At 67.0% G+C, this 13,654-nt stretch carries 11 protein-coding genes; all 11 read left to right on the plus strand.

What is annotated here, in order from left to right; translation table 11 throughout:
• Positions 1 to 37: 37 nt before the first annotated feature.
• The 11 genes from HUK68_RS09455 (at position 38) to HUK68_RS09505 (ending at position 13,653) form a co-directional block, all read left to right on the plus strand.
• Positions 38 to 1,516 carry a flavin-containing monooxygenase gene (locus tag HUK68_RS09455; protein ID WP_175503970.1) on the plus strand — a complete coding sequence of 493 codons (1,479 nt, stop codon included), beginning with the start codon at positions 38 to 40 and terminating at the stop codon, positions 1,514 to 1,516.
• A complete protein-coding gene (locus tag HUK68_RS09460; RefSeq protein WP_175503971.1) occupies positions 1,513 to 2,487 on the plus strand; it encodes an ABC transporter permease in 975 nt (324 codons plus the stop codon). The genes HUK68_RS09455 and HUK68_RS09460 overlap by 4 nt, the downstream gene beginning before the upstream one ends.
• A complete protein-coding gene (locus HUK68_RS09465; protein ID WP_175503972.1) occupies positions 2,484 to 3,434 on the plus strand; it encodes an ABC transporter permease in 951 nt (316 codons plus the stop codon). Before HUK68_RS09460 ends, HUK68_RS09465 begins: the two co-directional genes overlap by 4 nt.
• 11 nt (positions 3,435 to 3,445) lie before the next feature.
• Complete coding sequence (locus HUK68_RS09470; protein ID WP_175503973.1) at positions 3,446 to 4,492, plus strand: ABC transporter ATP-binding protein; 1,047 nt, start codon at positions 3,446 to 3,448, stop codon at positions 4,490 to 4,492.
• The gene (locus HUK68_RS09475; RefSeq protein WP_175503974.1) at positions 4,489 to 5,514 is read left to right on the plus strand and encodes an ABC transporter ATP-binding protein; all 1,026 of its coding nucleotides are present in this window, start codon (positions 4,489 to 4,491) and stop codon (positions 5,512 to 5,514) included. The genes HUK68_RS09470 and HUK68_RS09475 overlap by 4 nt, the downstream gene beginning before the upstream one ends.
• 132 nt (positions 5,515 to 5,646) lie before the next feature.
• The gene (locus HUK68_RS09480) at positions 5,647 to 7,215 is read left to right on the plus strand and encodes an ABC transporter substrate-binding protein (RefSeq protein ID WP_175503975.1); all 1,569 of its coding nucleotides are present in this window, start codon (positions 5,647 to 5,649) and stop codon (positions 7,213 to 7,215) included.
• A 12-nt stretch (positions 7,216 to 7,227) separates the two neighbouring features.
• The gene (locus tag HUK68_RS09485; RefSeq protein WP_175503976.1) at positions 7,228 to 8,547 is read left to right on the plus strand and encodes an acyl-CoA thioesterase/bile acid-CoA:amino acid N-acyltransferase family protein; all 1,320 of its coding nucleotides are present in this window, start codon (positions 7,228 to 7,230) and stop codon (positions 8,545 to 8,547) included.
• Positions 8,548 to 8,688: 141 nt separating this feature from the next.
• On the plus strand, positions 8,689 to 9,807 hold the full coding sequence (locus HUK68_RS09490) for a CMD domain-containing protein (protein ID WP_175503977.1): 1,119 nt from the start codon (positions 8,689 to 8,691) through the stop codon (positions 9,805 to 9,807).
• A 181-nt stretch (positions 9,808 to 9,988) separates the two neighbouring features.
• Positions 9,989 to 10,705 carry a DNA/RNA non-specific endonuclease gene (locus HUK68_RS09495; protein ID WP_244146338.1) on the plus strand — a complete coding sequence of 239 codons (717 nt, stop codon included), beginning with the start codon at positions 9,989 to 9,991 and terminating at the stop codon, positions 10,703 to 10,705.
• 266 nt (positions 10,706 to 10,971) lie between these two features.
• Complete coding sequence (dusA, locus tag HUK68_RS09500) at positions 10,972 to 11,997, plus strand: tRNA dihydrouridine(20/20a) synthase DusA (protein ID WP_175503979.1); 1,026 nt, start codon at positions 10,972 to 10,974, stop codon at positions 11,995 to 11,997.
• Positions 11,998 to 12,111: 114 nt separating this feature from the next.
• Positions 12,112 to 13,653 (plus strand): polyhydroxyalkanoate depolymerase, encoded by a 1,542-nt coding sequence (locus tag HUK68_RS09505; RefSeq protein ID WP_175503980.1) that lies wholly within the window; start codon positions 12,112 to 12,114, stop codon positions 13,651 to 13,653.
• Position 13,654: the final 1 nt, after the last annotated feature.

Genomic DNA, 13,654 nt, shown 5'->3' on the forward strand with positions numbered 1-13,654 from the left:
CCGTTTTGCCGTTCCCACGCATGACGATACCGACCCCATGAACAGTTTGCTTTCCCCCCAGATTTCCTCATTGGCCGCATTGCAGGCGCGCTACCAGCGCGACCTGCAATTGCTGGGCCTGCCGCCCAAATCCTGGACGCCGGCCAAGTCCCACGACGGCCAGCCCGTGCTTGACGTTGCCGTTGTCGGCGGTGGCATGGGAGGCCTGGCGCTGACCACGGCGCTGCGCCATCTGGGCCTGCGCGCGGAAATCTTCGACCAGAGCGCGCCCGGCTACGAAGGCCCCTGGGCGACGACGGCGCGCATGGAAACCCTGCGCTCGCCCAAGGAGCTGACCGGGCCGGCGCTGGGTTTTGCCGCGCTGACCTTTCGCGCCTGGTTCGAGGCCCAGTGGGGCACCGAAGCCTGGGCCGCGCTCGACAAGATTCCGCGCCTGCAATGGATGGAGTACCTGCGCTGGTACCGCGAGACCACGGGCGTGGTGCTGCACAACCGCCAGCGCGTCGTCGCCGTGCGCCCGCGTGGCGACCAACTGGCCCAGCTGGACATGGTCGATCTGCAAAACGGCGAGCGCCCCTACAGCGTGCTGGCACGCCATGTCGTGCTGGCCACTGGCCGCGACGGCCTGGGCGGCCCCTGGGTGCCCGCGGTGGCGCAGCAACTGCCGCGCGACCGCTGGGCGCATTCGTCCGATCCCTGGGCCGACGACGCGTTCGCGGGCAAGCAGGTCGTGGTGGTGGGCGGCGGCGCCTCGGCCATGGACAGCGCCGCGACGGCGCTCGAGAATGGCGCGGCCAGCGTGCACCTGCTGATCCGGCGCAAGGAACTGCCCACGGTCAACAAGGGCAAGGGCGCGGGCAACCCCGGCGCCGCCCACGGCTTTGCGCGCCTCACCGATGCGCAGAAATGGCAGGTGCGCAACTACATCAACCGCCAGCAGGTGCCGCCGCCGCAGGGCAGCACGCTGCGCGTGTCGAAGCACCCCAATGCCTTTTTCCACCTCGGCACCGGCATCGAAGGCGCGCAGCTGCGCGCCGACGGCAAGCTGCGCATCGACACCACGCAAGGCCCGATCGCGGCCGACTTCGTGATCTTCTGCACCGGTTTTCGCCCCGACTGGCAGCTGCGCCCCGAATTCGCGCCGTTCGCGCCCCATGTGCGCCTGTGGCAGGACCGCTTCACGCCGCCTGCGGGCCAGGAAGACAGCGAGCTGAACCTCTCGCCCGACCTAGGCAGTTTGTTCGAGTTCCAGGAGAAAGTGCCGGGCAGTTGCCCCGGGCTCGACCGCATCCACTGCTTCAGCTACCCCGCGGCGCTGTCGCTGGGCACGATCTCGGGCGACATCCCGCAGATCAGCGACGGCGCGCGCCGCCTCTCGCAAGGCCTGGCGGGCGCGCTCTATGCCGAAGACATTGCCCACCACTATGCCGCCATGGAACGCTACAGCGAACCCGAACTCGAAGGCCATGAATGGGTCGACGCCCCCCTGCCTGCCTATGACGAGGTGAAGCCATGATCGCCTGGCTGCTGCGCCGCATAGGCCAGGCCCTGCTGGTGGTGCTGGCGATGACGGTCATCGTCTTCGCCGGCCTGCATGCCATCGGCAACCCCATCGACATCCTGATCGGCGAAGACCTCAACCAGCAGGAGCGCCTTGAAGCCATTGCCCACCTGGGCCTCGACAAGCCGCTGCTGCAGCAGTACTTCAGCTTCCTGACGAACGCGCTGCAAGGCGACCTCGGCACGAGCTTTGTCTACAACGAATCGGCCATCGGCCTGATTCTCGACCGCCTGCCCGCAACGCTGGAGCTGGCCGTCGTGGCGCTGGTCATCGCCATCGTGCTGGGCGTGCCGCTGGGACTGTACGCGGGCATGAAGCCGGCAAGCCCGGTGTCGAAGCTGCTGATGAGTGGTTCCATCCTGGGATTTTCGCTGCCCGCGTTCTGGGTCGCCTTGATGCTGATCATGGTTTTCAGCGTGCAACTCGGCTGGATGCCTTCGAGCGGCCGCGGCGACACGCGCAGCCTGTTCGGCATCGAATGGTCGTTTCTCACGCTCGACGGCCTGCACCACCTGATCCTGCCGGCCTTCAACCTGGCACTGTTCAAGATCTCGCTGGTGCTGCGGCTGACCCGCGCCGGCGTGCGTGAAGTGCTGCCGCAGGACTTCGTGAAATTCGCGCGCGCCAAGGGCTTGTCCGAAACCCGCGTCATGCTCATGCATGTGCTGCGCAACACCATGATTCCGCTGGTCACCGTGCTGGGGCTTGAACTGGGCTCGACCATTGCCTACGCCGTGGTCACCGAGTCGATCTTCGCCTGGCCGGGCGCGGGCAAGCTGATCCTGGACAGCATCAACTCGCTGGACCGCCCCGTCGTCGTCGCCTATCTGATGGTCGTGGTGGTGATCTTCGTGACGCTCAACCTGATCGTCGACCTGCTCTACAAATTGCTGGACCCCCGCGTCCGCCTGGAGGCCGCGCAATGAGCCAGCCCACCCCCGTTTCCTCCGCGGCCGCACGCCCGGCCGTCTCCGCCGGCCAGGTGCCCGCCGGCAAGGTGCAGTCGATGTGGGCGCAGATCGCCCATGATTTCCTGCGCTCCAAGCCGGCCGTCTTCGGCCTGGTGATCCTGCTGATCGTGGTGCTGATGGCGCTGTTCGCGCCCTACATCACGCCGCAGAACCCGTACGACCTGATGCAGCTCGACGTGCTCGATTCGCGCCTGCCGCCGGGCTCGGAAAGCATGGAGCATGGCTTCAGCTACTGGCTCGGCACCGACGGCCAGGGCCGCGACCTGTACTCGGCCATTGTCTACGGCCTGCGCATCAGCCTGCTGGTGGGCGTCGGCTCGGCGGCGATTGCCGCCGTGGTCGGCACCGTGATCGGACTGGTCGCCGCCTATGCGGGCGGCCGCGTCGATGCGCTGATCATGCGCGTGGTCGACCTGCTGCTGTCGTTTCCCACCATTCTGATGGCGCTGATGATCCTGGCCTACATGGGCAAGGGCATCGGCAATGTGATCCTGACCCTGGTGCTGGTCGAGTGGGCCTACTACGCGCGCACGGCACGCGGCCAGGCGCTGGTCGAGACGCGGCGCGAGTATGTCGATGCCGCGCGCGGCCAGGGCATTCCGCAGTGGCGCATCCTGCTGGGCCACATCCTGCCCAACTGCCTGCCGCCGCTGCTGGTCATCGCCGCGCTGCAGGTAGCGCGCGCCATCACGCTCGAGGCGACGCTGTCGTTCCTCGGCCTGGGCGTGCCGATCACCGAGCCCTCGCTGGGCCTGCTGATCTCCAACGGCTACCAATACCTGCTGTCCAACGAATACTGGATCAGCTTCTTTCCCGGCGTCGCCCTGCTGCTGACGATCGTCGCCATCAACCTGGTGGGCGACCAACTGCGCGATGTGCTCAACCCGCGCCTGCAAAAGTGACGCTCCGCACCATGTCCCACGATTGCGCCCCCACATCACTGCCCGCACAGGCAGCCCCCGTGCTCGAGGTCAAGGACCTGCACACCCAGTTCGACACCCGCGCCGGCGTGCTGCCGGTGGTCAACGGCGTCGGTTTCCGCCTGGAAAAAGGCAAGGTGCTGGGCCTGGTCGGCGAGTCCGGCTCGGGCAAGTCGGTCACCGGCTTCTCCATCATGGGCCTGCTCGACGCGCCCGGCCGCATCACCGCCGGCGAAGTGCTGTTCCAGGGCCAAGACCTGGCGCGCCTCGACGCGCGTGCGCTGCGCAGCCTGCGCGGCAACCGCATCGCGATGATCTTCCAGGATCCGATGGCCACGCTCAACCCGGTGCTGCGCATCGATGCGCAGATGCTGGAAACCATCCGCGCGCACCGCCGGATGGGCAAGGCCGAGGCGCTCGAACACTGCAGCAAGACGCTCGCGCGCATGGGCATTCCCAGCCCCGAGGAACGCCTCAAGGCCTATCCGCACCAGCTCTCGGGCGGCATGCGCCAGCGCGTGGCGATCGCCATCGCGCTGCTCAACGATCCCGAGCTGATCATCGCCGACGAACCCACGACCGCGCTCGACGTGACCATCCAGGCGCAGATCCTGTCGGAGATGCAGCAGCTGGTGCGCGCCACCGGCATGTCGATGATCTGGATCAGCCATGACCTGTCGGTCGTGGCAGGCCTGGCCGACGACATCGCCGTCATGTATGCCGGGCGCATCGTCGAGCACGGCAGCGTCGACGCGGTGCTCGACGATCCGCAGCACCCCTATACGCAAGGCCTGATCGGCAGCCTGCCCAGCGCCAACCAGCGCCAGCACCGGCTGCAGCAGATCTCGGGCATGGCGCCCAACCTGCTGGACCTTCCGCCCGGCTGCGCGTTCGCCCCGCGCTGCCCGCGCGCGCAGCCGCAGTGCCAGCAGCCGCCCGGCGTGACCACCGTGGCCGCGCCGCGCGCCACCGCCACCGCGCACACCGTGCGCTGCTTCTTTCCCGGTGCCGCCGCCGACCTTTCCCGGAGCGCCGCATGAGCGATACCGTACACAACGCGCCGCTGCTCGACATGCACGGCATCACCAAACGCTTCGGCCAGCGCCCCGCGCCGCGCGGCTTGGGCCGCTGGATGCGCCAACTGGGCCTGGAAAAGCCACCCGTGGTGACCCATGCGCTCGATGGCGTGGACCTGCAAGTGCGGCCCGGCGAGGTCGTGGGCCTGGTCGGCGAGTCGGGCTGCGGCAAGTCCACGCTGGGCCGCATCGCCACGGGCCTGCTGGCGCCCACCGACGGCAACGTCCAGGTGATGGGCAAGGACCGCAGCCAGCTCAGCGCCCAGGAAACGCTGCAGGCGCGCCTGGACATCCAGATGATTTTCCAGGACCCGCAGTCCAGCCTGAACCCGCGCCTGCGCGTCAACCGCATCGTCGGCGAAGCCGCGCGCCTGCATGGCCTGGTCGATGCCGCGCACGAGGACGAGTACGTGTGCCAGCAGCTCGAACGCGCCGGGCTTGATCCGCGTCTGCGCTTTCGCTATCCCCACCAGTTCAGCGGCGGGCAGCGCCAGCGCATCGGCATTGCGCGCGCTCTGGCCGTGCAGCCGAAGATGCTGGTCTGCGACGAGGCCGTGGCGGCGCTCGATGTGTCGATCCAGGCGCAGATCCTGAACCTGTTCATGGACCTGCGCGACGACCTGGGCCTGGCCTACCTGTTCATCAGCCACGACCTGGGCGTCATCCGCCACCTATGCGATCGCGTGGCCGTCATGTACCTGGGCCGCATTGTCGAGACCGCGCCCGTCGACGAGCTGTTCGCCAACCCGCAGCATCCCTACACGCAGGCGCTGCTGGCAGAAATTCCGCGCCTCGACAACCGCCGCACCAGCTTCCAGACCATCCGCGGCGAGATCCCGAGCCCGATCGCGCCGCCCAGCGGCTGCCACTTCCACCCGCGCTGCCCGCACGCGATGCCGCGCTGCAGCGTCGAGGTGCCGAAGCTCAAGGGGATTGCCATCGCGCACGAAAGCGCATGCCACCTGAATGATGTCGTCCATGCCTAGTCGCTACGTCACGCCCGTGCCACCGTTCGGTCTGAGCCTGTCGGAGACCGCGGCCAGGCACGCACTTCGACAAGCCCAGTGCGAACGGGGCGCAGCACACCCACCTGTTTAACTCCCAGAGAAAGCACCACCATGCAAACTGCTTCCCTTACCGCCATTGCCATGGCCGCCCTGCTGGCCGTCTCGGGCGCCAGCGCCAAGGAACTGCGCATCGGCTTCGCCGATCCGATCTCCTCGGCCGACCCGCAGATCAACAACCACGCCGGCGACCGTTCGCTGGCACTGCATTTCTATGACTCGCTGGTGAACTCGCGCGACGGCGGCAAGCTCGAGCCGGGCCTGGCCGAGAGCTGGAAGACGCTAGACGACAAGACCTGGGAATTCAAGCTGCGCAAGGACATCAAGTGGCAGGACGGCAAGCCGTTCACGGCCGACGACATCGTGTTCTCCTTCGAGCGCGCACGCAACGTGCCCGGCTCGGTCGCCTCGTACCGCGGCGCGCTGCGCACCGTTGCGTCGACCACGGCCAAGGATCCGCATACCGTGATCGTCAAGACCAGCGTGGCCAATCCCATGCTGCCGCTCGAGATCGCCTCGATCTACATCGTGAGCAAGCATGTCGGCGCGACGGCCAAGAGCGAAGACTACAACTCGGGCAAGGCCAGCATCGGCACCGGCCCCTACAAGTTCATCTCGTACACGCCCGGCGACCGTACGCTGATGGAGCGCAACCCCAGCTACTACGGCCCGCAGCAGCCCTGGGACAAGGTCACCTACCGCTTCATCAACAACGGCGCCGCACGTACCGCGGCGCTGCTGTCGGGCGATGTGGACGTGATCGACAAGGTCGCCGTCACCGATGTCGCCAAGCTGAAGAAGACTTCTTCGGTCAGCGTCTATGAATACCCCGGCCTGCGCGCGCTGCTGATCCAGCCCAGCCTGCGCAAGGGCAGCAACGAGTTCATTGCCGACAACGCCGGCAAGCCGCTGGCCGAGAACCCGCTGACCGACCAGCGCGTGCGCGAAGCGCTGAACCTCGCGATCAACCGCAAGGCCATCACCGACCGCATCCTGCAGGGCACCGCCACCGAAGCCAACCAGTGGATGCCCAAGGGCTCGTTCGGCTACAACGCCGACATTCCCGCCATCCCCTACAACGCCGAGAAGGCCAAGAAGCTGCTGGCCGATGCCGGTTTCCCCGAAGGCTTCCAGCTGACCATCCACGTGCCTGGCGACCGCTACCCGCAGGCGCCAGAAGCCATGCAGGCCGTGGCGCAGTTCTGGAGCCGCATCGGCGTGAAGACCAAGCTCGAAGTCGTGCCATGGTCGGTGTATGCGAGCCGCGCCGGCAAGAACGAATACGCGGTCAGCGTGATTGCCTGGGGCAACGGCACGGGCGAGGCCGGCTACGGCCTGCTGCAGACGCTGGCCACCGTGGATTCCAAGGCCGGCCGCGGCGCCAACAACTGGGGCCGCTACAGCAACGAGAACGTGGACAAGGCGCTCGACGCCGCGACCATCGAGTTCGACGCCAAGCGCCGCGAGGCGATCTTCCGGCATGCCGCCAAGCTGGTCACCGACGATGTCGGCCAGATCCCGCTGTTCCACTACAAGAACATCTGGGCCGCCAAGACGGGCCTCAAGGTTGTTCCCATCCTGAGCGACCGCACCACGGCGCTGCAGGTCACCGCCACCAAGTAAGGGCCCCAACCGATGCATCCCAAGCTCGAGATCACGCCGCAGACGGCGCTCATCGATGTGCCGCGCCGCATCGCGCTGCACGGGTTGGCCGCGGGCCAGCCGGTCACGCTGCAGACCCGCACGCTGCGCGGCCCGCAGGTCGAGTGGAGTTCCAAAGCCCGCTTCATCGCGGATGCCGAGGGCTGCGTGGACCTGACACGCGACGCGCCGGTGAGCGGCAGCTACAGCGGGGTCTCGGCCATGGGGCTGGTCTGGTCGCAGGTCCAGCACCCCGAGGATGCATCGCATGACCCTTTCGCCCAGGAGCCCAGTGCCGCGCTGACCACCGAGGTGCGCGCGCTGCTTGAGGACGGCCAGGTGCTCACCGGCCATTTCGTGCAGCAGCTTGCAGCCGCGGGCGTCACGCGCCGCGAGGTGCGCGACGACGGCCTGTCGGCCGTGCTGTTCACGCCCGCCACCCCGGGCCCGCACCCGGTGGTGATGGTGCTCAACGGCTCGGGCGGCGGCATCAACGAGCCGCGCGCCGCGCTGTACGCCTCGCGCGGCTACGCGGCGCTGGCCGTGGGCTACTTCAAGTGCCCGGGGCGGTCCGACTACATTTCGGACACGCACCTCGAGTACTTCGAGACCGCGCTGCAGTGGATCCACCGCGAACTCCAGCCCAGGGACGGCTTCGTCGCCCTGAGCGGCCAGTCGCGCGGGGGCGAGCTGGTGCTGCTGCTGGGCTCGCTGTTCCCCGATATGGTCAAGGCCGTGATCGGCTACGTCCCCAGCGCCTTCGTGCACTGCGCCCAGAACGCCTGCGACCCCGCCATCGGGCGCGAAGGCCCGGCCTGGATCTTCCGCGGCCAGCCCATCGCCGACATCTGGACCCACAACCGCACGGCCACCTGGGAGCCCTGGGACAACGGCCCCGAGCCGCGGCGCCACACCGCGGCCATGCTCTCCGCGCTGCAGGATCCCGACGCCGTCGAGCGCGCCCGCATCCGCGTGGAACGCATCGATGGCCCGGTCATGCTGCTGTCCGCGACCGATGACGGCTCCTGGCCCTCGTCGCTCTACGGCAAGATGGTCAAGGACCACCTCGCCGCCAACAGGCATCCTTTCCCGGTCGAACACCACGACTGGGAAGGGGGCGGCCATGCCATCCTGTTCCCGTATGTTCCGACCACGCATCTGTTCTACGCCCATCCGGTGTCCAAGCGCCTGAGCACCTCGGGCGGTACGCCGGCCGTGAATGCGCTGGCCAACGAGCAGTCGTGGATTGCCGTGCAGGCTTTTCTGGCCCGGGCCACGGCGGCGCAGGCGGAGCGTGCAAAGGCCCGCTCCTAAAAACATGAAAGTGGACGCTCATGTTCGACATGACTCACCACCAAGGCTGAATTCAAGCTCATCACGCACGCTGAAAGTCGTTCGTTCTGAGCCTGTCGAAGGATGAACGGCCCTTCTCAAAACCCGAAACTGCTTCGTCACATGCCGCAACTTCTCACCCCCGACCTCATCGACACCCTCGCCCAGCTGGACCAATCCCCCGCCGTCAAGGCCATCCGCCACCAGCGCAACAAGGTCGTAGACGCCACCCAAGGCAGCTATGACCAGCTGTTCGACCCCGCCCTGCCCGGCCTGACGTTGGGCGAACGCCTGCGCGTGGCCCAGACCGTGTGCCAGCTCAGCGGCAGCCAGCGCCTGGGCGCGCACTACGCGCAGCAACTGGCTGGGCTTCAAGACCCCGTCACCCATCCTGCGCGCGAAGCGGCGCTGCAGCAGTTCGCCACGCTGCTGACGCGCAAGCCCGTCGAAGGCGACCGCGGCAGCATCGACGCGCTCTTGGCCGCGGGACTGCAGCCGCCCGAGATCATCGCCCTCGCCCAGCTGATTGCCTTCCTGAGCTACCAGGTCCGCGTGGTCGCCGGTCTGCAAGCCCTCGCGGCGCTGGGCGACGACCTGCTGGCCGAGCCGGCCGCAGCCGCCCCGTCCGAGCCCTTTGTGCACCCGCACCACCTGCCCAAGCCCGGCGAAGTGCTGCGCATCAATGGTTTCACCAGCGAGACCCTGGGCTGGAAAGCCTGGGTGCCGGTGGTCAAGCTCGAGGAAGCCACGCCCGAGCAGCTGGCCATTCTCGAAGCCAGCCACCCCTCGGCCAAGACCAGCGACTACTATCTGTCGCTGATCCATCAGCCGCAGATCCTGCAGGAACGCTCGGTGGTGTTCAACGCGATCATGTATGCACCCGGCGGCCTGTCGCGCGCGGAGCGCGAACTGGTCAGCGCCGCGGTGTCGGTCATCAACGGCTGTGTCTACTGCGCCTCGGTCCACGCCCAGCGCTTCGAGCAGCTGGCCAAGCGCAACGACGCCATTGCCCAGGTGTTCGACAACCCGCACACCGCCGGCACCAACGCGCGCGAGAAGGCTCTGGTGCAGTTCGCCATCGACCTGACCGAAGCGCCCAACGAACTCAGCGGCGAGCGCCTGCAGGCCTTGCGCGAAGCCGGCCTGAGCCATCTGGAAATCCTCGATGCCCTGCATGCCGCAGCCATCTTCGCCTGGGCCAACCGCCTGATGCTCAACCTGGGCGAAGCCGTGCATCCCTGAGCAGCATTGCCGGACGCCGGCGGCAGCAATGCAACCGGCGCGCCTACAGCTGCCGGCATTGCCGCCCGGCTTGGTCCCGGCGCATGCCCAGGCAAAGTGGAATCTCCACTTTTCTGGAGGACATCCCATGGCGACACACCCGGCTGAATCACCGCTGCGCAGGCCTCTGTGGCGACTGTTGATGGCGGCGGCGCTGCTGCCCGCCTCCATTCCGGCGAGGTCTGCGCCAGCGGCCGAGCGCGTGGCCACCGAGTTTGCGCAGTGCAAGCATTTCTTTCCGGCCGGGCTGCCGCCCATGGTTCCCAGGGCCCCGTTGCAGCGCGAGCTGTGCTTCAGCGACTTCGCGATACTGCACAGCGGCGACACCAAGACACCGGTGTTCGTGGCCGAACACCTGAACCGCAGCATCCTGCGCGAGGCGCGCAGCATCCCGCGCAGCGATCACTTCTATGCCGAGGCCCGGCTGCCCGGCGAGGAGCGCGCCGAGATCGACGACTACCGCAACTCCGGCTATTCCCGCGGCCATATGGTGCCCGCTGGCGACATGGGCACGCTGCATGGCAAGGCCCAGACCTTCAGCCTGGCCAACATGGCGCCCCAGGACGTGGAGCTCAACAACGGGGCCTGGAACGACATCGAGCAGGCCACGCGCCGCTATGTGCAACGCGCCCAGGGCAGCGTCTATGTATTCACCGGGCCGGTGTTTTCCGCGCCCGCCCAGACGATTGGCGCCAGCGGCGTGCAGGTGCCGCAGTTCTTCTACAAGCTGGTCTACGACGCCAGCAACGGGAAAAGCTGGGCGCATTGGCAGGCCAACGAGCCCACGCGCCGGGTCAGCGAGCCGAGCAGCTATGAGGAACTGGTGCGGCGCACGGGGATCGAATTCGTGCCGCGTTGACCGACGTCCGCGGCTTCGGGCTTGGGGAAATCCGGCTTTCACCCGGTCCGTGCAGCGCAATCCTGGGAATCAGGCCCGCTTGCCAAAGCCTTGGCCGTGAAGGTTTGCGCCGCCGTGTGCACAATACCGCTTTGGATCTTTGACATCTCTGAGCGGAACGCGCAGATCCGCCAACTGCGCGCGGCTGCACGGCGAGGCATTGCAATGTGGCTGGGGCGCGTGTTTCAGAATCCCATCACCCGGTCCCCAAGCGGCAGACCTGACCCATGAATTCGCAAGTTACCCAAGAAAATCAACAAGTTGCATTGAACTGGCGCATGTCCGTCGCGCCCATGATGGACTGGACCGACCGCCACTGCCGCTACCTCCACCGGCTGCTGACGCGCCACACGCTGCTCTATACCGAGATGGTCACTACGGGCGCGCTGCTGCATGGCGACGTGCCGCGGCACCTGCGTTTCAATACCGAGGAGCATCCGCTGGCACTGCAGCTGGGCGGCAGCGAGCCGGCCGACCTTGCGCGCAGCGCGCAGCTGGGCGAGCAGTGGGGATATGACGAGATCAACCTCAACTGCGGCTGCCCCAGCGAGCGCGTGCAGCGCGGCGCGTTTGGCGCTTGCCTGATGAACGAGGCTTCGCTCGTCGCGGAAGGCGTGAAGGCCATGCGCGATGCAGTGCGGATTCCGGTGACCGTCAAGCACCGTATCGGCATCGACAAGAACGAAAGCTACGACTTCGTGCGCGATTTCATCGGCACGGTGGCCGACGCCGGTTGCGAGGTGTTCATCGTGCATGCGCGCAATGCCTGGCTCAAGGGTCTATCGCCCAAGGAGAACCGCGAAGTGCCGCCGCTGCGCTATGAAGTGGTGGCGCAGCTCAAGCGCGAGTTTCCGCAGCTGACCATTGCCATCAACGGCGGGTTCAAGGACAGCGCGTCGGTGGCCGAGCAACTGGAAGTGGTTGACGGCGTCATGGTCGGGCGCGAGGCCTATCACAACCCCTGGTGGCTGGCGCACTGGGACGCGCAGTTCTATGGCGCAGCGCCAAATGAACTCACGCGCGAGGCGGTCGAGGAGCAAATGGTCGATTACATGGAGCGCGAGGCGCGCGAGCACGGTACGCACTGGTACAGCATTGCGCGCCACATGCTTGGCCTGCGCCATGGCCTGCCGGGGGCGCGCCGCTGGCGCCAGGTCTGGAGCGATCACCGGCTCAAGGGATTGCCGGCACGCGAGGTCATGGCCATTGCGCGCGGCCTGCGCACCGAGGACATGGGGCTGAAGGTCGGCTGAGCAGTTCGCTGACAGCCGTCTTAGCCGTGCTGCAAGCGTTGGCACGCGTGGATGCGTCACACTTCCGTGCCAGACAAATGCTATATTGCACTGCAACATAACAAGGTTTTGCCCATGCTCTACCAACTGTATGAGACCCAGCGCTCCCTCGTGGAGCCCTTCGCCGACTTTGCGCTCGCGGCCTCCAAGCTGTACAGCAATCCATTGTCGCCCTTCAGCCAGACGCCGCTGTCCCAGCGCATCTCGGCGGGTTTCGAGCTGTTCTACCGGCTTGGCAAAGACTACGAGAAACCCCAGTTCGGCATCACCACGGTCGATGTCGAGGGCGTTGGCGTGACCATCATGGAGCGGGTCGAGATCGACAAGCCGTTTTGCGAGCTGCGGCGCTTCAAGCGCTTCACCGATGACGCCGCCACGCTGCAGACCATGCTGGCGCAGCCCGCGGTGCTGATCGTCGCGCCGCTGTCGGGGCATTACGCCACGCTGCTGCGCGATACCGTGCGCAGCATGCTGTCCGACCACAAGGTCTATATCACCGACTGGAAGAACGCGCGCATGGTGCCGCTAGACCAGGGCGTGTTCCATCTCGACGACTATGTGAACTATGTGCAGGAGTTCATACGCCACTTGCAGGGCCAGTACGGCAGCTGCCATGTGGTCAGCGTGTGCCAGCCCACGGTGCCGGTGCTTGCCGCGGTGTCGCTGATGGCCAGCCGTGGCGAGCCCACGCCGCTGACGCTCACCATGATGGGCGGCCCCATCGATGCCCGGCTGTCGCCGACCGCGGTCAACAACCTGGCCACGAACCACAGCTACGAGTGGTTCGAGAACAATGTGATCCACCAGGTGCCGTCGAACTATCCCGGCGCGGGCCGGCGCGTGTACCCCGGCTTCCTGCAGCACACGGGGTTTGTCGCGATGAACCCGGATCGGCACGCAACCAGCCACTACGATTATTTCAAGAGCCTGCTCAAGGGCGACGACGCCGGCGGCGAGGCGCACCGCAAGTTCTACGACGAGTACAACGCCGTGCTCGACATGGATGCGGCCTATTACCTCGAGACCATCCACACCGTGTTCCAGGACTTCTCATTGGTCAAGGGCACCTGGGATGTGAAGTCGCCCGAAGGCGTGCCGGAGCGCGTGCGTCCGCAGGACATCACGCGCAGCGCCATCCTGACCATCGAGGGTGAGCTCGACGACATCTCGGGCGCGGGCCAGACCCGTGCCGCACATGCGCTGTGCACCGGCGTCGCGCCGCAAGACCACGCGCATATCGAGGTGGATGGCGCAGGCCATTACGGCATCTTCAGCGGCCGCCGCTGGCGCGACAAGGTGTATCCGCAGGTGCGTGACTTCATCCTGGCACACAGCACGCAGGCACCCGCCCCCATCGACGACGGCGTGGGCCACGACAGCCTGCCGGCGCGCAGTGCGCGCAAGGGCAAGGAGGTGGTGCTGGACCCTGCGGCCATCATCGAACTGCCCGCGGACCTGGCTGCCGACCTGGCGCAGGTCACGCCTCCCGACACCGCCAAGACGGTGCTGGAAACCGCGCTCGAGACCGCGCTGGCCCCCGAAACCGCCGAGCCAGGCCCGGCGGCCCAGGCTCCCGAGCCGCCCAAGCGCAAAGCGCGCGGGCCGCGCCGCACATAAG

This window comes from Comamonas antarctica, from assembly GCF_013363755.1.
GTDB lineage: Bacteria > Pseudomonadota > Gammaproteobacteria > Burkholderiales > Burkholderiaceae_C > Comamonas > Comamonas antarctica.